General features: G+C 46.4%; 24 protein-coding genes. 23 read left to right on the top strand and 1 reads right to left on the bottom strand.

Annotation, left to right across the window (positions count from 1 at the left end; translation table 11 throughout):
- Positions 1–21 precede the first annotated feature (21 nt).
- Complete coding sequence (gene dnaA, locus ACWPOD_RS20395; protein ID WP_005378835.1) at positions 22–1,428, bottom strand: chromosomal replication initiator protein DnaA; 1,407 nt, start codon at positions 1,426–1,428, stop codon at positions 22–24.
- A gap of 412 nt (positions 1,429–1,840) precedes the next feature.
- Here dnaA and ACWPOD_RS20390 point away from each other — a divergent pair, with 412 nt between their 5' ends.
- The 23 genes from ACWPOD_RS20390 to glmU all read left to right on the top strand — a co-directional run bounded on the left by ACWPOD_RS20390 (position 1,841) and on the right by glmU (position 22,079).
- The gene (locus ACWPOD_RS20390; RefSeq protein WP_005378831.1) at positions 1,841–2,587 is read left to right on the top strand and encodes an amino acid ABC transporter substrate-binding protein; all 747 of its coding nucleotides are present in this window, start codon (positions 1,841–1,843) and stop codon (positions 2,585–2,587) included.
- Between the two features lie 114 nt (positions 2,588–2,701).
- The gene (locus ACWPOD_RS20385) at positions 2,702–3,373 is read left to right on the top strand and encodes an amino acid ABC transporter permease (protein ID WP_005378829.1); all 672 of its coding nucleotides are present in this window, start codon (positions 2,702–2,704) and stop codon (positions 3,371–3,373) included.
- Positions 3,370–4,107 (top strand): amino acid ABC transporter ATP-binding protein, encoded by a 738-nt coding sequence (locus ACWPOD_RS20380; protein ID WP_005378827.1) that lies wholly within the window; start codon positions 3,370–3,372, stop codon positions 4,105–4,107. The genes ACWPOD_RS20385 and ACWPOD_RS20380 overlap by 4 nt, the downstream gene beginning before the upstream one ends.
- 242 nt (positions 4,108–4,349) lie before the next feature.
- Positions 4,350–4,484, top strand: a complete 135-nt coding sequence (rpmH, locus tag ACWPOD_RS20375) for a 50S ribosomal protein L34 (RefSeq protein ID WP_005378825.1) — start codon at positions 4,350–4,352, stop codon at positions 4,482–4,484.
- A gap of 46 nt (positions 4,485–4,530) precedes the next feature.
- A complete protein-coding gene (gene rnpA, locus ACWPOD_RS20370) occupies positions 4,531–4,854 on the top strand; it encodes a ribonuclease P protein component (RefSeq protein WP_005394102.1) in 324 nt (107 codons plus the stop codon).
- Positions 4,821–5,078, top strand: coding sequence for a membrane protein insertion efficiency factor YidD (gene yidD, locus ACWPOD_RS20365; protein ID WP_005378822.1), 258 nt, complete (start codon positions 4,821–4,823; stop codon positions 5,076–5,078). Before rnpA ends, yidD begins: the two co-directional genes overlap by 34 nt.
- A 2-nt stretch (positions 5,079–5,080) precedes the next feature.
- A complete protein-coding gene (gene yidC, locus ACWPOD_RS20360; RefSeq protein WP_005383834.1) occupies positions 5,081–6,703 on the top strand; it encodes a membrane protein insertase YidC in 1,623 nt (540 codons plus the stop codon).
- Between the two features lie 117 nt (positions 6,704–6,820).
- Positions 6,821–8,182, top strand: coding sequence for a tRNA uridine-5-carboxymethylaminomethyl(34) synthesis GTPase MnmE (mnmE, locus tag ACWPOD_RS20355; protein WP_012841264.1), 1,362 nt, complete (start codon positions 6,821–6,823; stop codon positions 8,180–8,182).
- A 100-nt stretch (positions 8,183–8,282) separates the two neighbouring features.
- The gene (mioC, locus tag ACWPOD_RS20350) at positions 8,283–8,717 is read left to right on the top strand and encodes an FMN-binding protein MioC (RefSeq protein WP_005394096.1); all 435 of its coding nucleotides are present in this window, start codon (positions 8,283–8,285) and stop codon (positions 8,715–8,717) included.
- Between the two features lie 477 nt (positions 8,718–9,194).
- On the top strand, positions 9,195–11,090 hold the full coding sequence (gene mnmG, locus ACWPOD_RS20345; RefSeq protein ID WP_167426109.1) for a tRNA uridine-5-carboxymethylaminomethyl(34) synthesis enzyme MnmG: 1,896 nt from the start codon (positions 9,195–9,197) through the stop codon (positions 11,088–11,090).
- Between the two features lies 1 nt (position 11,091).
- Complete coding sequence (gene rsmG, locus ACWPOD_RS20340) at positions 11,092–11,727, top strand: 16S rRNA (guanine(527)-N(7))-methyltransferase RsmG (RefSeq protein ID WP_005394093.1); 636 nt, start codon at positions 11,092–11,094, stop codon at positions 11,725–11,727.
- 10 nt (positions 11,728–11,737) lie between these two features.
- Entirely contained in the window at positions 11,738–12,511 is a 774-nt protein-coding gene (locus tag ACWPOD_RS20335; protein ID WP_005383838.1) for a ParA family protein, read from the top strand.
- A 24-nt stretch (positions 12,512–12,535) separates the two neighbouring features.
- The gene (locus tag ACWPOD_RS20330; RefSeq protein ID WP_167426110.1) at positions 12,536–13,417 is read left to right on the top strand and encodes a ParB/RepB/Spo0J family partition protein; all 882 of its coding nucleotides are present in this window, start codon (positions 12,536–12,538) and stop codon (positions 13,415–13,417) included.
- Between the two features lie 189 nt (positions 13,418–13,606).
- Positions 13,607–13,996, top strand: coding sequence for a F0F1 ATP synthase subunit I (locus tag ACWPOD_RS20325; protein ID WP_005378921.1), 390 nt, complete (start codon positions 13,607–13,609; stop codon positions 13,994–13,996).
- Between the two features lie 8 nt (positions 13,997–14,004).
- Positions 14,005–14,817, top strand: coding sequence for a F0F1 ATP synthase subunit A (atpB, locus tag ACWPOD_RS20320; protein WP_005378922.1), 813 nt, complete (start codon positions 14,005–14,007; stop codon positions 14,815–14,817).
- 57 nt (positions 14,818–14,874) lie between these two features.
- Complete coding sequence (gene atpE / locus ACWPOD_RS20315; protein ID WP_002540812.1) at positions 14,875–15,129, top strand: F0F1 ATP synthase subunit C; 255 nt, start codon at positions 14,875–14,877, stop codon at positions 15,127–15,129.
- Between the two features lie 74 nt (positions 15,130–15,203).
- Complete coding sequence (gene atpF / locus ACWPOD_RS20310; protein WP_031780375.1) at positions 15,204–15,674, top strand: F0F1 ATP synthase subunit B; 471 nt, start codon at positions 15,204–15,206, stop codon at positions 15,672–15,674.
- Between the two features lie 14 nt (positions 15,675–15,688).
- Positions 15,689–16,222, top strand: a complete 534-nt coding sequence (gene atpH, locus ACWPOD_RS20305) for a F0F1 ATP synthase subunit delta (RefSeq protein WP_005394085.1) — start codon at positions 15,689–15,691, stop codon at positions 16,220–16,222.
- Between the two features lie 13 nt (positions 16,223–16,235).
- Entirely contained in the window at positions 16,236–17,777 is a 1,542-nt protein-coding gene (gene atpA / locus ACWPOD_RS20300) for a F0F1 ATP synthase subunit alpha (protein WP_005394084.1), read from the top strand.
- A gap of 44 nt (positions 17,778–17,821) precedes the next feature.
- Entirely contained in the window at positions 17,822–18,688 is an 867-nt protein-coding gene (gene atpG / locus ACWPOD_RS20295; protein WP_005394082.1) for a F0F1 ATP synthase subunit gamma, read from the top strand.
- 35 nt (positions 18,689–18,723) lie between these two features.
- A complete protein-coding gene (atpD, locus tag ACWPOD_RS20290) occupies positions 18,724–20,127 on the top strand; it encodes a F0F1 ATP synthase subunit beta (protein ID WP_005383849.1) in 1,404 nt (467 codons plus the stop codon).
- An 18-nt stretch (positions 20,128–20,145) separates the two neighbouring features.
- On the top strand, positions 20,146–20,568 hold the full coding sequence (locus ACWPOD_RS20285) for a F0F1 ATP synthase subunit epsilon (RefSeq protein ID WP_005378937.1): 423 nt from the start codon (positions 20,146–20,148) through the stop codon (positions 20,566–20,568).
- A 149-nt stretch (positions 20,569–20,717) separates the two neighbouring features.
- Entirely contained in the window at positions 20,718–22,079 is a 1,362-nt protein-coding gene (gene glmU, locus ACWPOD_RS20280; RefSeq protein ID WP_005394079.1) for a bifunctional UDP-N-acetylglucosamine diphosphorylase/glucosamine-1-phosphate N-acetyltransferase GlmU, read from the top strand.
- Positions 22,080–22,123 lie beyond the last annotated feature (44 nt).

Here is a 22,123-nt window from a genome sequence, read left to right as displayed (position 1 = left end):
GAATACCGTTATTCTAACCGATTACGAGGACAGGGTGCGAATCAAGTTAGAGTAATCTTCTTTAATATCGTGGCTCTCTTCACGCAGCTGCTCAATCTTGCGACACGCATGAAGTACGGTCGTATGGTCACGGCCCCCAAACGCATCACCGATTTCTGGCAAGCTGTGGTTGGTTAGTTCTTTTGCTAACGCCATGGCCAGCTGACGAGGACGCGCTACGGAACGAGAGCGACGTTTGGACAGCAAGTCCGCCACTTTTATCTTGTAGTATTCAGCAACCGTCTTTTGAATGTTGTCGATCGTCACCAGCTTCTCTTGTAGAGCAAGCAGATCGCGCAGCGCTTCACGCACAAAATCAATCGTGATTGGACGACCAGTGAAATTCGCATTAGCGATAACACGGTTCAGTGCACCTTCTAGCTCACGAACGTTCGAACGCAGACGCTTGGCAATAAAGAACGCCACTTCATCAGCAAGGTGGATTTGGTGATCTTCGGCTTTTTTCATCAAGATCGCCACACGCGTTTCAAGCTCAGGCGGCTCGATCGCAACAGTAAGACCCCAACCAAAGCGAGATTTAAGACGATCTTCAACGCCATTAATTTCTTTAGGATAACGGTCAGACGTTAGAATGATCTGCTGATTACCTTCCAATAGTGCGTTGAAGGTATGGAAGAATTCTTCTTGTGAACGTTCTTTATTAGCAAAGAATTGGATGTCATCGATAAGGAGCGCATCCACGCTGCGGTAGTAGCGTTTGAATTCTTCAATCGCATTGTTTTGCAACGCTTTTACCATGTCTTGCACAAAACGTTCTGAGTGCATGTAGACCACTTTTGCGTTCGGGTTGTTATCCACAATCGCGTTGCCCACCGCATGCAACAAGTGCGTTTTACCCAAGCCCGTGCCGCCGTATAGGAACAGCGGGTTGTATGCTGCACCAGGATTATCCGATACCTGACGCGCCGCAGCCAAACCCAGTTGGTTCGACTTACCTTCAACAAAGTTGTCGAACTTGTGTTTTGGGTTCATGTTTGAGCGGTGATTGATAGCCGCAATCGCTTGAGCGTCGTCATCCCAGGTTTTGTGTACTGGCTTACGCGCTTGTAATTGTGCAGGTGCAGATGACTCGGCAGCCACATCTGCAGGCGTACGTGTCGGCGCTGGTTTTGGAGCAGAGACAGGTCGGCTCCCCACTTCAAAGCGTAAGTTAGGAATATCGCCACCGCAGTATTCCTGCAGTAAGCGAGTAATATTGTTCAGATACTTATCACGCACCCAGTCCAACACAAAGCGGTTTGGCGCGAATAGAGTGAGAGTATTGTCATTGAGCTCCGCTTGTAGCGGACGAACCCACATGCTGAATTCTGTAGCTGGTAGCTCTTCTTGAAGCTGCTGCAAACATTGCAGCCAAAGCGAAGATGACACGGTGCCCCCACTGAGTAATTGAATTATCGGAAAAGACTGGCAATTTTACCTGTTGATAACCAAGATCGCCAGCGATTGATCGATGATCCAGTGAATAAGATCCAAGTTATTCACAATTATTTCTGCAAACTTGATGAGATCAACACACCTTGCCCCAAATTTGCCCACACAACGATCCACAATTGGGCAAAATTCACAAGATCGAGCGATTGGTGATAAGTCTGTGTATTATTTTATTCCCAATGATGATTTTGTCGATCATTTCGCTAGGTTCAGTTCGCATTTTCGTCACATTTAACATTCTTCTTCTATTATCTAATAACTCACAGGTCTAGGTTATTGCTCTTGGTTATTTATTTAATTGAGCTAACTAACAGTAGTATTTCCAACCATAAAATTATGGAGATGTATTATGAAAAACTGGATTAAGGTTGCCGTTGCAGCCATTGCACTGTCGGCAGCAACCGTACAAGCCGCTACTGAAGTCAAAGTTGGTATGTCAGGTCGCTACTTCCCGTTTACTTTTGTAAAGCAAGATAAGCTACAAGGCTTTGAAGTCGACATGTGGGATGAAATCGGCAAACGCAACGATTACAAAATCGAATACGTAACCGCTAACTTCTCTGGTTTATTTGGTCTGCTAGAAACCGGTCGCATCGATACGATCTCCAACCAAATCACCATGACTGATGAGCGTAAAGCCAAATACCTATTTGCTGACCCTTACGTTGTAGATGGCGCACAAATTACCGTGCGTAAAGGCAACGACAGCATCAAAGGTGTTGACGATCTTGCGGGCAAAACCGTTGCTGTGAATCTAGGATCCAACTTCGAGCAACTGCTTCGTCAGTACGACAAAGATGGCAAGATCAACATCAAAACGTACGACACTGGTATCGAACATGATGTGGCACTCGGTCGTGCAGATGCATTTGTAATGGATCGTCTTTCTGCATTAGAGCTGATTAAGAAAACCGGTCTTCCTCTGGAATTGGCGGGCGAACCGTTTGAGACCATTCAAAACGCATGGCCTTTCGTGGACAACGAGAAAGGTCGTAAGCTGCAAGAAGAAGTAAACAAAGCACTGGCTGAGATGCGCGCAGATGGTACAGTAGAGAAAATTTCCGTGAAGTGGTTTGGCGCTGACATCACGAAATAAGAACTCTTTGTACTTTAGGCCGCAAAGTGGTATCACTCTCGGACTAAAATAAACTTACGTAAAGGTGGAACTTGTTTTCCACCTTTTCTTTTCTCTAGCCTTTAGGTAAGCCGTATGGGATTTGACTTTAATTACATGTTGGAACTGCTGCCGATATTGCTGAAATATCTTGGCACTACCATGGAAATGGCGACGTGGGGATTGGTGTTTTCACTGATTTTATCCGTCATTTTAGCCAATATTCGCGTATTTAAACTGCCAGTTCTGGATCAATTAAGCCAACTGTACATCAGCTTCTTCCGTGGCACCCCACTCTTAGTTCAGCTTTTCCTGCTTTATTATGGCTTACCACAAATCTTCCCATTGATGGTGGGTATTGATGCCTTCTCAGCAGCGGTGATCGGTTTAACGCTGCACTTTGCCGCTTATATGGCGGAAAGTATTCGTGCCGCCATTATTGGTATTGATCGCAGCCAAATGGAAGCGAGCTTATCGGTCGGTATGACGACATCCCAAGCAATGCGCCGAGTGATTTTACCTCAAGCAACGCGTGTCGCACTGCCTTCATTGATGAACTATTTCATCGATATGATCAAGTCAACGTCTCTCGCTTTCACGCTTGGTGTGGCCGAAATCATGGCGAAAGCACAGATGGAAGCCTCATCAAGTTTCCGTTTCTTTGAAGCTTTCCTTGCGGTTGCTCTTATTTACTGGGGCGTGGTGGTGATTCTGACTCGCGTACAAATCTGGGCAGAAGCAAAACTGAATAAGGCGTACGTACGATGATCAAATTAGAAAATATTCACAAACGTTTTGGTGAGACTGAAGTGCTGAAAGGCATCGACCTCGATATTAAGCAAGGCGAGATCATTGTGATTATCGGCTCAAGTGGCACGGGTAAATCAACCTTGCTGCGTACGGTGAACTTTCTAGAACAAGCAGATGAAGGTCGTATCACGATAGATGACATCTCCGTTGATACTCAAAAACACACTAAAGCCGAAGTATTAGCGCTGCGTCGTCGAACTGGCTTTGTGTTCCAAAACTATGCCCTGTTTGCCCACATGAATGCGCGCCAGAACATTGCCGAAGGTCTAGTGACCGTTCGAGGCTGGAAAAAAGCCGATGCTCTCAAACGAGCGCAACAAATTCTGGATGACATCGGCCTTGGGGATAAAGGCGATAGTTATCCAGCGGCATTGTCTGGCGGCCAACAACAACGTGTGGGTATCGGCCGAGCGATGGCGCTGCAACCAGAACTGCTGTTATTTGACGAACCAACTTCTGCGCTGGATCCTGAATGGGTCGGTGAAGTTCTCTCATTAATGAAGAAGTTAGCTAATCAGCATCAAACCATGCTGGTGGTGACGCACGAGATGCAATTCGCGAAAGAAGTCGCTGATAGAGTGATCTTCATGGCGGAAGGCAATATCGTTGAGCAAGGTTCTCCACAGGATATCTTCGATAATCCACAAGATCCTCGTTTGAAAAAATTCCTTAACCAAGTAGGAATAGAGTAACGATCAAGCATCAGGATCGATTGATCCTTGAGATTTTACTCACACTACGTATAATCGCCCGGCCGGAATTTCGTACTCATTGAGTCATTGACACATTATGTGAGTGTGATTACAATTCCGCCTCTTTGTTGAGAGGCGTCGGTTGTCCTTCTCTATATAAAGAGCTTCTTTATATAAGAAAGCAAATACCCACGCCGGGTTTAACAAGAACCTAAAACTACTGATCAGTAAAGGTAATTATCATGAAACGCACTTTTCAACCTACAGTTCTAAAGCGCAAGCGTACTCACGGCTTCCGTGCTCGCATGGCAACTAAGAACGGTCGTAAAGTTATCAACGCACGTCGTGCAAAAGGCCGTGCGCGCCTATCAAAATAATCGCTAGTTTATTTTGAACACGTACGCGTTTAATCGGGAGTTACGTTTGTTAACTCCCGAGCATTATCAAAACGTCTTCCAGCAAGCTCATCGAGCTGGCTCGCCTCATTTCACCATCATTGCTCGCAATAACAAACTTTCTCACCCACGATTAGGTTTAGCGGTTCCCAAAAAGCAAATCAAAACGGCTGTCGGTCGTAACCGATTTAAGCGTTTGGCTCGTGAAAGCTTTCGTAACAATCAACATCAGCTTCCAAACAAAGATTTTGTTGTGATTGCAAAGAAAAGCGCGCAAGATTTAAGCAATGAGGAAATTTTTAAGTTGTTTGATAAGCTATGGCAACGCCTGTCTCGCCCTTCACGTGGATAGCCATTGGGCTCGTTTATCTGTATCGCTGGTTTATCAGCCCTTTGATTGGTCCTCGTTGCCGGTTCACACCAACCTGTTCCACTTACGCGCTAGAAGCTTTGAGAGCTCACGGTTTTGTAAAAGGATGTTGGTTATCAGGCAAACGTCTATTAAAATGCCACCCTTTGAATGAAGGGGGGTATGACCCCGTTCCACCAGTCCAAAAACAAGACAGAGATAACTAACGATGGATTCTCAACGTAATATCCTGCTCATCGGTTTGGCCCTGGTTTCTTTTTTGCTGTTTCAACAATGGCAAGTTGCAAAGAATCCAGAACCTCAAGCAGTTGAACAGGCTCAATCAAGCAGCACTCTACCTGCACCATCTTTTGCTGATGAACTTGACCCAGTTCCTGGTCAACAGCAAGCTTCTGCAAAAACTATCACAGTAACGACTGATGTTTTAACTCTGTCGATCGACACCGTTGGTGGCGATGTGGTACATGCCAACCTTAACGAATACTCTGCTGAGTTAGATTCATCAGATTCCTTTGTTCTGCTTAAAGACGCTCAAGGTCACCAATTTATCGCTCAAAGCGGTCTAGTGGGTCCTCAAGGTATCGACTTGAGCAGCACAAATCGCCCTCACTACAACGTAAGTGCAGACAGCTTCACAATGGCTGACGGTCAAGATGAACTTCGCGTTCCGATGACATTCACTGCAAACGGCATCGAATACACCAAAACTTACATCTTTAAACGCGGCAGCTACGCGCTTAATGTTGAATACGATGTAGTGAACAACTCAGGCAACAACGCAACATTTGGTATGTACGCTCACCTACGTCAAAACCTAATGGACGATGGTGGTAGCATCACAATGCCTACTTACCGTGGTGGCGCATACTCAACAGAAGATACGCGCTACAAGAAGTACAGCTTTGATGATATGCAGGATCGCAACCTGTCTCTTAACCTAGCCGATGGCCAAGGTTGGGCAGCAATGATTCAGCACTACTTTGCCGCAGCTTGGATCCCACGTAACGAACCAGGTACTAACCTATACACTCGTGTAATTGGCAACCTAGGCGACATCGGCGTTCGTATGCCGAACAAAACTATCGCAACAGGCGATCAGGCTAAGTTTGAAGCAACACTTTGGGTTGGTCCAAAACTGCAAGATGAAATGGCAGAAGTGGCACCTAACCTAGACCTAGTAGTGGACTACGGCTGGTTATGGTTCATTGCGAAGCCTCTTCATATGTTGCTTTCATTCATCCAGAGCTTTGTTGGTAACTGGGGTGTGGCAATCATCTGTCTGACCTTCATCGTTCGTGGTGCAATGTACCCATTAACAAAAGCGCAATACACGTCTATGGCGAAAATGCGTATGCTTCAGCCTAAGCTGCAAGCTATGCGTGAGCGCATCGGTGATGACCGTCAGCGCATGAGCCAAGAAATGATGGAACTGTACAAGAAAGAGAAAGTGAACCCACTAGGTGGCTGTTTACCTCTTATCCTACAGATGCCTATCTTCATCGCACTATACTGGGCGCTAATGGAATCGGTAGAGCTTCGTCACTCACCATTCTTTGGTTGGATTCACGACTTGTCAGCGCAGGACCCTTACTACATCCTGCCGCTATTGATGGGTGCGTCTATGTTCCTAATCCAGAAGATGAGCCCGACAACGGTAACGGATCCAATGCAGCAGAAGATCATGACCTTTATGCCGGTTATGTTTACCTTCTTCTTCTTGTTCTTCCCATCAGGTCTCGTTCTGTACTGGTTGGTGTCGAACATCGTAACGCTTATCCAGCAAACTCTGATCTACAAAGGGTTAGAGAAAAAAGGCTTACACAGCAAGTAACCTTTTAGGAAATGATTGAGAAAGGCGGCCAAAAGGTCGCCTTTTTGTTTTTGGCTGATTACAATTCAGCTAACTAAAGTTATGGCTCAATTTGAGCCCAGCTCAAAAGGCAAAATTATGACTACAGATACGATTGTCGCTCAAGCGACCGCGCCTGGTCGTGGCGGTGTCGGTATTATTCGAGTTTCTGGCCCTAAAGCCAACCAAGTGGCGTTAGAAGTCACTGGCAAAACACTAAAGCCCCGCTACGCAGAGTACTTGCCGTTTAAGTCAGAAGATGGCACTGTGCTTGATCAGGGCATCGCACTGTACTTCCCTAACCCACACTCATTTACAGGTGAAGACGTACTTGAGCTGCAAGGCCATGGCGGCCCTGTCGTGATGGATATGCTGATAAAACGCATTCTAGGTATAGATGGTATTCGAGCTGCTCGCCCTGGTGAGTTCTCTGAGCGCGCGTTTCTGAACGATAAACTCGACCTCGCTCAAGCCGAAGCGATTGCAGACCTCATTGATGCCAGTTCTGAAGAAGCCGCAAAATCAGCGCTGCAATCCTTACAGGGCGCATTTTCAGGCCGCATTAATACCTTAGTTGAGTCGCTGATTCATTTGCGTATCTATGTTGAAGCAGCCATCGACTTCCCTGAAGAAGAGATCGACTTTTTGGCCGACGGTAAAGTGGCTGGTGACCTACAAGCCATCATCGACAACCTAGATGCGGTGCGCAAAGAAGCTAACCAAGGCGCTATTATGCGTGAAGGGATGAAAGTCGTGATTGCGGGTCGTCCAAACGCGGGCAAATCAAGCCTACTGAACGCGCTATCGGGTAAAGAGTCTGCAATCGTAACCGACATCGCAGGAACCACGCGTGATGTACTGCGTGAGCATATCCATATTGATGGCATGCCACTACACATCATTGATACAGCAGGTTTGCGTGATGCTTCCGATGAAGTAGAGAAAATCGGTATCGAACGCGCGTGGGATGAAATAGCCCAAGCAGACCGCGTGTTGTTCATGGTGGATGGCACGACAACCGATGCCACCGATCCGAAAGATATCTGGCCAGATTTTGTGGATCGCCTACCCGACAATATCGGCATAACCGTGATCCGAAACAAAGCGGATCAAACGGGTGAAGAAATGGGGATCTGCCACGTCAATAACCCTACCCTCATCCGCTTGTCAGCGAAAACAGGTGCAGGGGTTGAAGCTCTGCGTGAACACCTAAAAGAATGCATGGGCTTCTCAGGCAACAGTGAAGGTGGCTTTATGGCTCGTCGCCGTCACCTCGATGCGTTGGAACGCGCCGCACAGCACCTTCAAATAGGCCAAGAACAGCTTGAAGGCTATATGGCTGGTGAGATACTGGCAGAAGAGCTGCGCATCACCCAACAGCATCTCAACGAGATTACCGGCGAGTTCAGTTCTGACGACTTACTGGGCCGAATCTTCTCTTCATTCTGTATCGGTAAGTAAATAATCGAACGCGCGGTGCTGAGCTTAACTCACACCGCGTTTCTTTTTGTACGGCAAGCCATCCATGAGCTTTAGCCGTCGCATTCAATAAGGAAGAAGTATGATCCACATTATTACAGGCAGCACGCTAGGTGGCGCAGAATACGTAGGGGATCACCTGAGTGATCTACTCAACGAGAATGGATTTGAAACAACGATCCACAACCAGCCGTCCCTCGATGAGATCGAAAATCAAGGAACGTGGTTGGTGATCACCTCAACCCATGGGGCTGGTGAGTACCCTGATAATATTCAACCTTTTATCGCGGCATTACAAAATACCCCGCCGAAAATGACCGACGTAAAGTTCGCAGTGATTGCGATTGGTGATTCAAGCTATGATACGTTCTGCGCCGCTGGTCAACACGCTTATGATTTACTAGAGGACATTGGTGCCACACCGCTCGCTGATTGTCTTAAGATTGATGTACTGAGCCATGCAGTACCCGAAGACGCCGCTGAGGCATGGTTAAAAGAGAATATCGAACGCTTTTAAGCTCCCCGCTTTCCCTTCAACAGAGTCGAAATTCGGCTCTGTTTTCCCCAATGTGAATAACTCCCGTCAAATTATTTTGTTTAACTGCTCAAAAACCAATCAAACGAGCTGTGGATAACTACGATAAGATCCAGTGATTTTCCTTTAGTTATCCCAATAACAACTTTGATCAATTTTACCCTCTGTGTATAACTACCACTTTTGATCCCAGGTAATCCTCGATCTGATCCAATCATGATCACAAGATATGATCCAAAGAAGATCCATGATCTTGTTGATCATTTTTAGGTTATCCACAGAAACGGTCGATCCTAATAGTAGATCTAATAAAAGATCATATATATAGATCTTATATATATTTATCTTGAAGCTTAAAACGGATAAAACGAGAAAACGTTTTTCTCTGTGGCATAAAGCAGGTAAAATACTGCTCCTTTATCTGTCCATTAAATCCCTTTGAATACCTGAGGTCAGTTCATGCTTTATCACGAAAACTTTGACGTCATTGTTGTCGGTGGCGGACACGCAGGAACGGAAGCCGCGCTCGCATCTGCACGCACAGGACAAAAAACGCTTCTCCTTACCCATAACATCGATACATTAGGCCAGATGTCTTGTAACCCGGCGATTGGTGGTATTGGTAAAGGTCACTTAGTAAAAGAAGTGGATGCTATGGGCGGTTTGATGGCTGAAGCCATCGACCATGCAGGTATTCAATTCCGTACACTAAATGCCTCCAAAGGTCCTGCAGTTCGAGCGACTCGAGCTCAAGCGGATCGTGCTCTGTACAAAGCGTACGTCCGTAACGCATTAGAAAATGCACCTAACTTAACACTGTTCCAGCAGTCAGTGGATGATCTGATTGTTGAGCAAGACCGCGCGGTTGGCGTGGTGACTCAAATGGGACTTCGCTTCCATGCGAAAGCCGTCGTACTAACGGTAGGTACGTTCCTTGGTGGTAAGATCCACATTGGCATGGAGAGCTCTTCAGGCGGACGTGCAGGAGATCCACCGTCGATCGCATTAGCGGATCGATTACGTGAACTGCCATTCCGTGTGGATCGTTTAAAAACGGGTACCCCACCGCGCATTGATGCTCGCACTGTTGATTTTTCAGTGCTTGAAGCTCAGCACGGTGATAACCCTACCCCTGTATTTTCATTCATGGGTAAACGCGAACAACACCCGCGTCAGATCCCATGTTTTATTACGCACACCAATGAGCAAACGCACGATGTGATCCGTAGCAACTTGGATCGCAGTCCGATGTACGCGGGTGTGATTGAAGGCATTGGTCCGCGTTACTGCCCGTCGATTGAAGACAAAGTGATGCGTTTTGCGGATAAAAATAGCCACCAAATCTTCATTGAGCCAGAAGGTTTAACGACGCACGAGCTATACCCTAACGGTATCTCGACTAGCTTGCCATTTGATGTGCAAGTACAAATCGTTCGCTCAATGAAAGGCTTTGAAAATTCGCATATCGTTCGTCCTGGTTATGCGATTGAATACGATTTCTTCGATCCACGTGATTTGAAGCAAACGTACGAAACCAAGTTTATTCATGGTCTGTTCTTTGCTGGTCAGATTAATGGTACGACTGGCTACGAAGAAGCCGCAGCGCAAGGCTTGATGGCCGGTCTAAACGCAAGCTTGTACAGCCAAGACAAAGAAGGCTGGAGCCCACGTCGTGACCAAGCTTATATGGGCGTATTGATTGATGATTTATCGACCATGGGTACGAAAGAACCGTACCGCATGTTCACTTCTCGTGCGGAATACCGCTTGTTGCTACGTGAAGATAACGCCGATTTACGTTTAACGGAAAAAGCACGCGAGTTAGGCTTGATTGACGATGTTCGTTGGGCTCGCTTTAACGAGAAAATCAATAACATGGAAACGGAACGTCAGCGTTTGAAATCAACGTGGATGAATCCGAAATCAGAAGGCGTTGATGAGCTGAACAAGCTACTGAAAACCCCAATGGCACGTGAAGCGAGTGGTGAGGATCTTCTGCGTCGTCCAGAGATCACTTATTCGCAACTGACGCAACTTGAAGCGTTTGCTCCTGCACTTGAAGATCAGCAAGCGGCGGAGCAAGTTGAAATTCAAGTAAAATACGATGGTTACATCAAGCGTCAGCAGGAAGAGATCGAAAAATCATTGCGTCACGAAAATACCAAGTTACCTGCTGATTTGGATTACCGCGATGTAAAAGGTTTATCAAACGAAGTCGTTGCTAAATTGAGTGAGGCCAAACCAGAGAGCATCGGTATTGCATCGCGCATTTCTGGTATTACGCCTGCAGCAATCTCTATTCTTCTTGTTCACTTGAAAAAGCATGGTTTGCTGAAGAAAGGTGAGGAAGAATAAAATGAGCGCATTGCGAACAAAACTGGATTCACTGATCGCGAAAACCGATTTAGAAGTGTCAGAGCAACAAAGAGAGCAATTGGTCGGTTACGTCGAACTGCTCGACAAGTGGAACAAAGCGTACAACTTAACGTCGGTGCGCGATCCGCTTGATATGTTAGTGAAACATATTCTTGATAGCATCGTGGTGAGCACACACCTGCCCGGTGAGCGCTTTATTGATGTTGGTACTGGTCCGGGCTTACCGGGCATACCTTTGGCAATCATGAACCCTGAGAAGACCTTCTTCTTGCTCGACAGTCTTGGCAAACGCATCCGTTTTATCAAGCAGGTCGTGCACACATTAGGGCTTAAAAACGTGACACCAATTCAAAGTCGCGTCGAAGAATTCCAACCTGAAGAAAAATTTGATGGCGTTTTGAGTCGAGCTTTTGCTTCAATGACAGACATGGTGGAATGGTGCCACCATTTGCCGAAACAAGAGCATGGGGTGTTTCTAGCGCTGAAAGGACAGCACCCTAAAGATGAAATGGATCAGCTTCCTGAATGGTGCAGTGTGACAGAGATCATATCTTTAGCTGTTCCTGAGTTGGAAGGTGATCGTCATCTAGTAATCTTATCGCGCAAGGAAAATTAGCGAGGTAATCGTGGGTAAAATTGTAGCAATCGCCAACCAGAAAGGTGGGGTCGGCAAAACAACAACGTGCATTAACTTAGCGGCTTCGATGGCGGCAACAAAGCGCAAGGTTTTGGTGATCGATCTCGACCCGCAAGGCAATGCTACGATGGCCAGTGGCGTGGATAAGTATATGGTCGATGCCACCGCATACGATCTTTTGGTCGAAGATACACCGTTCGATCAAGTCGTATGTACCCAAACCACAGGGAAGTATGATTTGATCGCGGCGAACGGTGACGTAACCGCGGCAGAGATCAAATTGATGGAAGTGTTCGCTCGCGAAGTGCGTTTAAAAAATGCATTGTCGTCAGTTCGCGATAACTATGATTTCATCTTTATTGATTGTCCTCCTTCTCTAAACCTTCTTACAATCAATGCGATGGCGGCAGCTGATTCTGTGCTGGTGCCGATGCAATGTGAATACTTTGCGTTAGAAGGTTTAACTGCTCTTATGGACACAATCAGCAAGTTAGCGGCTGTGGTTAATGAAAACCTCAAAATCGAAGGTTTACTGCGTACTATGTACGACCCGCGCAACCGCCTATCGAATGAAGTGTCCGATCAACTTAAAAAACACTTTGGCAATAAAGTTTACCGTACCGTCATTCCGCGTAATGTGCGTTTGGCTGAAGCGCCAAGTCACGGTAAACCAGCGATGTACTACGATAAGTACTCTGCAGGGGCCAAAGCGTATCTTGCTCTAGCGGGCGAAATGCTCCGCCGCGAAGAAATCCCAGTTTAACTCTAACCTAAGGAATTCAATCCCATGTCTAAGCGTGGTCTCGGAAAAGGACTGGATGCGTTATTGTCGACCAGTTCGTTTGCTCGTGAAAAACAGCATATTGCATCGCATAGCCAAGAATTATCGGCAGACGGTGAGTTAACCGACTTAGCGATTGGTCAATTGCAACCGGGCGTATACCAACCGCGTAAAGATATGGCGCCTGAAGCGCTAGAAGAATTAGCGGCTTCGATTCAGTCACAAGGCATTATTCAGCCAATTGTGGTTCGCCAGGTTGAAAACGGCCAGTTTGAGATCATCGCAGGTGAGCGCCGCTGGCGTGCGGCAAGGCAGGCTGGTTTAAAACGCGTGCCGTGTTTGGTGAAGAAAGTCGAAGATCGCGCGGCGATTGCCATGGCGTTGATTGAGAACATTCAACGTGAAGACTTGAATGTGATTGAAGAAGCACAAGCGCTTGAGCGCTTACAAGACGAATTTACGCTTACGCATCAACAAGTCGCAGAAGTGATTGGTAAGTCGAGAACGACGGTCAGTAACTTGTTACGTTTAAACCAGCTTGAGTCCGATGTGAAAAGCTTGGTTGCGGATAAATTGCTAGAAATGGGTCATGCGCGAGCGCTATTGGCCTTGCAGGGTGAACAGCAGGTTGAGGTTGCTCAACAAGTCGCGAAAAAGCAAATGACTGTTCGTCAAACCGAACAGTTAGTAAAAAAGTGCTTAGCCCCACAAAATGAGCAAAAAGGGCAACAAGAAGATACCGAAGCTGAGCAAATGTCGCATAAATTGAGTCAGCTGCTTGATGCAAAAGTTTCTCTGACCCGTTCTGCAAACGGAAAAGCGAAATTGACGATAAGTATTGATGAGCCTCACAAATTGGACCAACTAATTGCCAAGCTTGAGGCCTAGATGAGATAATTGATTTAGGTCAATTAATCTAATTAATCGAATTTTGTGCGAAAGTTGTCGTTTTGTAAACAAAACTGTAAGTTTTTGATGCAATCGAATTGCTTTACGTTGAACTGAACGTATAATTTTCGCCAATTTCCCAGCACAGAGAGTTTAGTGCGAAGTGGATATTACTAGAGGTACGAATACATGGTAGCTGCGTTAGCTAGACCAGGACGAGAGCTCGCAAGGCAATTGTTAATGATCCAGTCTGGCGCGGTTATTTTTGTGGCAGCAGGAATGGCGGTAGCCATAAATCCTGACTGGGGATTTTCAGCGCTGATTGGCGGAGGCATTTTTGTTGTTGCCAATGCAGTATTCGCGCTGTGTGCTTTCATGTTTAGTGGGGCTCGCGCTGCCAAGCGCATCGCGGCTTCCTTCTATACGGGTGAAGTACTGAAAATTCTCATCACGGTTGCACTGTTCTATGTTGCCTACATGTATATGCAGGTGGAACTTGTTCCCCTCAAACTAACCTATTTGCTGGTACTAGGTATTAATATCTGTGCACCAGTGCTATTCATTAACAACAAAAAATAGGATGAGTTATGGCTGCGCCAGGTGAAGCGCTAACATCGTCCGGTTACATTGCCCACCACCTTTCTAACCTATCGCTGTATAAGTTGGGTTTAGTAGGGTCGGAGACAAGTTTCTGGAACGTACATATCGATAGCCTGTTTTTTTCTTGGTTTACTGGTTTAATCTTCCTCGGAATTTTTTACAAAGTAGCGAAGAGAACAACAGCGGGTGTACCGGGTAAGCTTCAGTGTGCTGTAGAAATGATCGTTGAATTTGTCGCCGATAACGTCAAAGACACGTTCCATGGACGCAACCCACTGATCGCGCCTTTAGCACTGACTATCTTTTGTTGGGTATTTTTGATGAACGTGATGGACTTAGTTCCTATCGACTTCTTACCGTACCCAGCAGAACATTGGCTAGGTATCCCTTACCTTAAGGTTGTACCGTCTGCTGATGTGAATATCACCATGGCTATGGCTCTAGGCGTTTTTGCATTGATGATTTACTACAGCATCAAAGTGAAAGGTCTAGGTGGATTCGCAAAAGAACTTGCACTACATCCATTCAATCACCCACTTATGATTCCGTTTAACCTACTGATTGAAGTGGTATCGCTACTGGCGAAACCTCTATCACTTGGTATGCGTCTATTCGGTAACATGTTCGCGGGTGAGGTTGTATTCATTCTTTGTGCGGCAATGCTACCATGGTACTTACAATGGATGGGTTCACTACCGTGGGCAATCTTCCATATCTTGGTTATTACGATTCAAGCCTTCGTATTCATGATGTTGACAATTGTTTACCTGTCAATGGCACACGAAGATCCTGATCATTAATTTTTTTAAAGCTTTTTATTTGGGCACTAAGCCAACAACTATAAATTGGAGATAGTAATGGAAACTTTACTGAGCTTTTCTGCAATCGCCGTAGGTATTATCGTCGGTCTTGCTTCTCTTGGTACAGCGATTGGTTTCGCACTGCTAGGTGGTAAATTCCTAGAAGGTGCTGCACGTCAACCAGAAATGGCTCCTATGCTACAAGTTAAGATGTTCATCATCGCGGGTCTACTTGATGCGGTTCCAATGATCGGTATCGTAATCGCGCTACTATTCACTTTCGCAAACCCATTCGTTGGTCAACTAGGTTAATCACCTTTAACTCGGGACGAGCGATTAGCGCTTGTCACTGATTAACACTAAGTCCAAATAGAGGGGTAGCTGTTGTGAACATAAACGCAACTCTGCTAGGTCAAGCAATCTCGTTTGCACTATTTGTGTGGTTCTGCATGAAGTATGTATGGCCACCATTGATGAAAGCGATCGAAGAGCGTCAGAAGAAAATTGCTGATGGCCTTCAAGCAGCAGAACGTGCTGCGAAAGACTTGGATCTAGCACAAGCCAACGCTTCTGATCAATTGAAAGAAGCGAAGCGCACAGCAACTGAGATCATCGAACAAGCGAACAAGCGCAAGTCTCAAATTCTTGATGAAGCTCGCGAGGAAGCTCAGGCAGAACGCCAGAAAATCCTAGCGCAAGCAGAAGCAGAACTTGAAGCTGAACGCAATCGTGCGCGCGATGACCTGCGCAAACAAGTTGCTACTCTGGCTGTAGCTGGTGCTGAGAAAATCCTTGAGCGTTCTATCGATAAAGATGCGCAAAAAGATATTCTCGACAACATTACTGCAAAACTTTAAGTCTGGGGGCGCATATGTCTGATTTGACTACTATCGCACGCCCCTATGCTAAAGCAGCCTTCGACTTTGCTTTAGAGAAAGACCAGTTGGACCAATGGGGCCAAATGTTATCTTTTGCTGCTGAAGTGGCCAAAAACGAACAAATGAACGAACTTCTAACCGGTTCGGTTTCTGCTGATAAAATGGCAGAGATTTTTGTTGCAGTTTGCGGCGAACAAGTTGATACGCACGGTCAAAACCTTTTGAAGGTGATGGCTGAGAATGGTCGTTTAGCGGCCCTTCCTGATGTTTGCACAGAGTTTTACACTCTGAAGAAAGAGCATGAGAAAGAAATCGATGTTGAAGTCATTTCAGCAACAGAACTTTCTGATGAGCAACTTGCAAACATTGGCAGCAAACTTGAAAAGCGTCTTGAACGCAAAGTGAAGCTGAATTGCAGTGTAGATGAGACCCTACTTGGTGGGGTTATTATTCGAGCCGGAGACCTAGTCATCGATGACTCAGCGCGTGGTCGTTTGAACCGCCTGAGCGATGCATTGCAGTCTTAATGGGGATTGGAGCATGCAACTTAATTCCACGGAAATTAGCGATCTAATCAAACAACGTATCGAATCTTTCGAAGTTGTTAGTGAAGCTCGCAACGAGGGTACTATCGTATCGGTAAGCGATGGTATCATCCGCATCCACGGCCTAGCGGACGTGATGCAAGGTGAAATGATTGAATTACCGGGTGGCCGTTATGCACTGGCACTTAACCTTGAGCGTGACTCGGTTGGTGCGGTTGTAATGGGCCCATATGCTGACCTTAAGGAAGGCATGAAAGTTACAGGTACTGGCCGCATTCTTGAAGTGCCAGTTGGTCCAGAACTACTAGGCCGCGTAGTAAACACGCTGGGTGAGCCTATCGATGGTAAAGGTCCAATCGAAGCGAAAATGACTTCGCCTGTAGAAGTGATCGCACCAGGTGTAATCGACCGTAAATCGGTAGACCAACCTGTGCAAACTGGTTATAAGTCAGTTGACTCAATGATCCCAATCGGTCGTGGTCAGCGTGAGCTTATTATCGGTGACCGTCAGATTGGTAAAACAGCACTGGCGATCGATGCGATCATCAACCAGAAAGACTCTGGTATTTTCTCTATCTACGTAGCAATTGGTCAGAAAGCATCGACTATCGCTAACGTAGTTCGCAAACTAGAAGAGCACGGCGCACTACAAAACACTATCGTTGTAGTTGCATCAGCTTCTGAATCTGCAGCGCTGCAATACCTAGCGCCATACGCAGGTTGTGCGATGGGTGAATACTTCCGCGATCGCGGTGAAGACGCACTGATTGTTTACGATGACCTATCTAAGCAAGCGGTAGCTTACCGTCAGATCTCTCTACTACTTAAACGTCCACCAGGCCGTGAGGCATTCCCAGGTGACGTATTCTACTTACACTCGCGTCTACTAGAGCGTGCAGCTCGTGTAAACGAAGAGTACGTAGAGCGTTTCACTAACGGTGAAGTGAAAGGTAAGACTGGTTCATTGACTGCTCTTCCTATCATCGAAACTCAAGCAGGTGACGTTTCAGCATTCGTACCGACTAACGTAATCTCGATTACCGATGGTCAGATCTTCCTACAAACTGAGCTATTCAACGCCGGTGTTCGTCCAGCTGTTGACCCAGGTATCTCAGTATCTCGTGTAGGTGGTTCAGCTCAGACGAAAATCATCAAGAAACTATCAGGTGGTATCCGTACAGCACTAGCTGCGTACCGCGAACTAGCTGCATTTGCTCAGTTCTCTTCTGACCTTGATGAAGCAACGAAGAAACAGCTAGACCATGGTCAAAAAGTAACAGAACTAATGAAGCAGAAGCAGTACGCTCCAATGTCTGTATTTGACCAAGCTCTAACTATCTTCGCGGCAGAGCGCGGTTACCTTGATGATGTAGAACTTAACAAAGTTCTAGATTTCGAGGCGGCTCTACTATCGTACGCTCGCGGTCAATACGCTGAACTAGCAGCTGAGATCGACAAGTCTGGCGCTTACAACGATGAAATCGAAGCTCAGTTGAAGAAACTGACTGACGACTTCAAAGCAACCCAAACTTGGTAATTAGGTCGGTGGCAGTTTCTGCCACCAACTAACGGAGAGTAACGATGGCCGGCGCAAAAGAGATACGTAATAAAATCGGTAGTGTTAAAAGCACGCAGAAAATTACGAAAGCGATGGAAATGGTAGCAGCTTCAAAAATGCGTCGTTCTCAAGATGCAATGGAAGCTTCTCGTCCATACGCTGAAACAATGCGTAAAGTGATCGGTCATGTGGCTAACGCAAACCTAGAGTACCGTCATCCGTACCTAGAAGAGCGTGAAGCTAAACGTGTTGGTTACATCATCGTTTCGACAGACCGTGGTCTGTGTGGTGGTTTGAACATTAACGTGTTCAAAAAAGCCGTTACAGACATGCAAGCATGGAGAGAGAAAGGTGCTGAGATTGAGCTTGCCGTTGTTGGCTCAAAAGCAACAGCTTTCTTTAAACATGGTGGCGCAAAAGTTGCGGCACAGGTTTCTGGCCTGGGTGATAACCCAAGCTTAGAAGACCTAATCGGTTCTGTTGGCGTAATGCTGAAGAAATACGATGAAGGTGAACTGGACCGTCTATACGTAGTATTCAACAAGTTTGTGAATACTATGGTTCAGCAACCAACGATCGATCAATTGCTACCTTTGCCTAAATCGGACAGCGAAGAGATGCAGCGTGAGCACTCATGGGACTACATCTATGAGCCTGAGCCAAAACCTCTACTGGATACGCTACTAGTGCGTTACGTAGAGTCTCAGGTATACCAAGGTGTGGTTGAGAACCTTGCTTGTGAACAAGCGGCTCGAATGATTGCGATGAAGGCTGCAACGGATAACGCAACCAACTTGATTGACGATTTGGAACTTGTGTACAACAAAGCCCGTCAGGCTGCGATCACACAAGAACTATCGGAAATCGTTGGTGGTGCAGCTGCGGTTTAAGCTTAGGTAAAACGAAATAGTTTAGAGGATTAACGATGGCTACAGGTAAGATCGTACAGATCATCGGTGCGGTAGTCGACGTAGAGTTCCCACAGAGCAATGTACCTAGTGTATATGACGCTCTAAACGTAACGGACTCAAAAGAGCGTCTAGTTCTTGAAGTTCAACAACAGCTAGGCGGTGGCGTAGTTCGTTGTATCGTAATGGGTAGCTCTGATGGTTTACGTCGTGGAGTTGAAGTGGTTAACACTGGCGCTCCAATTTCAGTACCAGTCGGTACTAAAACTCTAGGTCGTATCATGAACGTCCTAGGTGACGCGATTGATGAGCGTGGTGAAGTGGGCGCGGAAGAGGTTTACTCTATCCACCGCAGCGCACCAAGCTACGAAGAACAATCAAACGAGATCGCACTTCTAGAAACGGGCGTTAAAGTAATCGACCTAATTTGTCCATTCGCTAAGGGTGGTAAAATCGGTCTATTCGGTGGTGCAGGTGTAGGTAAGACCGTTAACATGATGGAACTTATCAACAACATCGCACTACAGCACTCAGGTCTATCCGTATTTGCGGGTGTTGGTGAGCGTACTCGTGAAGGTAACGATTTCTACTACGAGATGCAGGAAGCGGGCGTTGTAAACGTTGAGAAGCCTGAAGAATCGAAAGTAGCGATGGTTTACGGTCAGATGAACGAGCCACCAGGTAACCGTCTACGTGTTGCACTGACTGGTCTAACAATGGCAGAACGTTTCCGTGACGAAGGTCGTGACGTACTACTGTTCATTGATAACATCTACCGTTACACACTGGCAGGTACAGAGGTATCGGCACTGCTAGGTCGTATGCCTTCTGCGGTAGGTTACCAGCCAACTCTTGCAGAAGAGATGGGTGTACTTCAGGAGCGTATCACGTCAACGAAATCAGGTTCTATCACGTCTGTACAGGCGGTATACGTACCTGCGGATGACTTGACTGACCCGTCTCCAGCAACCACGTTCGCGCACTTGGATGCAACGGTTGTACTTAACCGTAACATCGCGGCAATGGGTCTATACCCTGCGATCGACCCACTAGATTCAACATCTCGTATGCTTGATCCACTAGTAGTTGGTCAAGATCACTACGAAGTTGCTCGTGGCGTTCAGCAGACACTTCAGCGCTACAAAGAGCTGAAAGACATCATTGCTATCCTAGGTATGGACGAGCTATCTGAAGAAGATAAGCAAGTTGTATCTCGTGCACGTAAGATTGAGCGTTTCCTAACTCAGCCTTACCACGTAGCAGAAGTATTTACAGGTGACCCTGGTATTTACGTACCTCTAAAAGAGACTCTACGTGGCTTTAAAGGTCTACTAGCTGGTGAATACGACGACATTCCTGAGCAGGCATTCATGTACTGCGGTAGCATCGACGATGCTATTGAGAATGCGAAGAAGCTATAAGGCTAACTAGGAGGCGATATGGCAGCAATAACCTTTCACCTAGACGTAGTAAGCGCTGAGAAGAAAATCTTCTCTGGTCGTGTTGAAACGTTTCAGGTGACCGGTAGCGAAGGTGAACTTGGTATTTTCCATGGTCACACACCGCTGCTGACCGCTATCAAGCCTGGTATGGTGCGTATTGTGAAACAGCACGGCCACGAAGAAATCATTTATGTTTCTGGTGGTATGGTAGAGATTCAGCCTGGTACAGCGACTGTACTGGCTGATACCGCTATCCGTGGTGAAGAGCTAGACGCAGCGAAGGCAGAAGAAGCCAAGCGCCGCGCTGAGGAGCAAATCCAGAATCAGCATGGTGACATGGACTTCGCACAAGCGGCCAGTGAACTGGCTAAAGCCATTGCTCAGCTACGAGTTATCGAGCTGACAAAAAAGCGTCGCTAAGCTCAATTAGCAACGTTGCATGACAAAAGGCGGCCAAATGGTCGCCTTTTTGATTAATTTTAGTTGGAAATTTACCTTACTCCATTAACTATTTTAAAAGAGCTGTTTAAAATAACGGCCAATTAACATAAAACGTCAATAGGTTATCAATGAAATTCAGTGCTGTGATTCTTGCTGCGGGTAAAGGCACCCGTATGCATTCGAACATGCCTAAAGTGCTACACACTTTGGCAGGGAAGCCAATGGCAAAACATGTGATTGATACATGTACTGGTCTTGGTGCACAAAATATTCACTTAGTATTTGGTCACGGTGGTGATCAAATGCAAACCACTCTTGCTGAAGAGCCAGTAAACTGGGTGCTGCAAGCGGATCAGTTGGGAACTGGCCATGCGGTTGACCAAGCATCTCCTCGCTTTGAAGATGATGAGAAAATCCTCGTGCTTTATGGTGATGTGCCATTAATCTCAGCCGAAACCATCGAGAACTTGTTGGATGCTCAACCAACTGGTGGTATTGCACTGCTTACAGTGATGCTTGATAACCCAACAGGTTATGGTCGTATTATTCGTAAAAATGGTCCTGTTGTTGCGATTGTTGAGCAAAAAGACGCAACGGAAGAACAAAAGCAAATTAAAGAGATCAACACTGGCGTGATGGTTGCGACTGGTGGGGATCTTAAGCGTTGGTTGTCTGGTTTAAACAATAACAACGCGCAAGGCGAGTACTACCTAACTGACGTTATTGCAGCCGCACACGATGAAGGTCGCGCCGTCGAGGCAGTACACCCAGTAAACGCGATTGAAGTGGAAGGGGTCAACGACCGTGCTCAACTGGCTCGTCTAGAGCGTGCCTTCCAATCAATGCAAGCTCAGAAGCTACTAGAGCAAGGTGTGATGCTACGCGATCCAGCACGCTTTGATTTGCGTGGTGAGTTGCAGTGCGGTATGGACTGTGAAATTGACGTGAATGTTATCATTGAAGGTAAAGTATCACTCGGTGATAACGTGGTTATCGGTGCTGGCTGTGTACTGAAAGATTGCGAAATCGACGACAACACCATCGTTCGCCCTTACAGTGTGATTGAAGGTGCAACGGTTGGTGAAGAATGTACCGTTGGTCCATTTACTCGCCTTCGTCCTGGTGCTGAGATGCGTAACGATTCCCATGTGGGTAACTTCGTAGAAGTTAAAAATGCGCGTATCGGAGAAGGGTCAAAAGCGAACCACCTAACTTACCTTGGTGATGCTGAAATCGGTCAACGTACGAACATCGGTGCCGGTACGATTACTTGTAACTACGATGGTGCGAACAAGTTTAAAACCATCATCGGTAATGATGTATTTGTTGGTTCTGATAGTCAGCTGGTGGCTCCTGTCACTATCGCTGATGGCGCAACCATCGGTGCAGGCACGACGCTGACAAAAGATGTTGAAGAAGGCGAGTTAGTGATTACTCGCGTCAAAGAGCGCAAAATTAATGGCTGGCAACGCCCTGTAAAACAGAAATAAGCAGTACCTGCACTCTGTCGCTATATTGTCAAAGCCGCTCAACA

The organism is Vibrio sp. JZG120, assembly GCF_053890955.1.
Note: the sequence above shows the minus strand (reverse complement) of the source record. Positions and strands in the feature narration are given on the sequence as shown.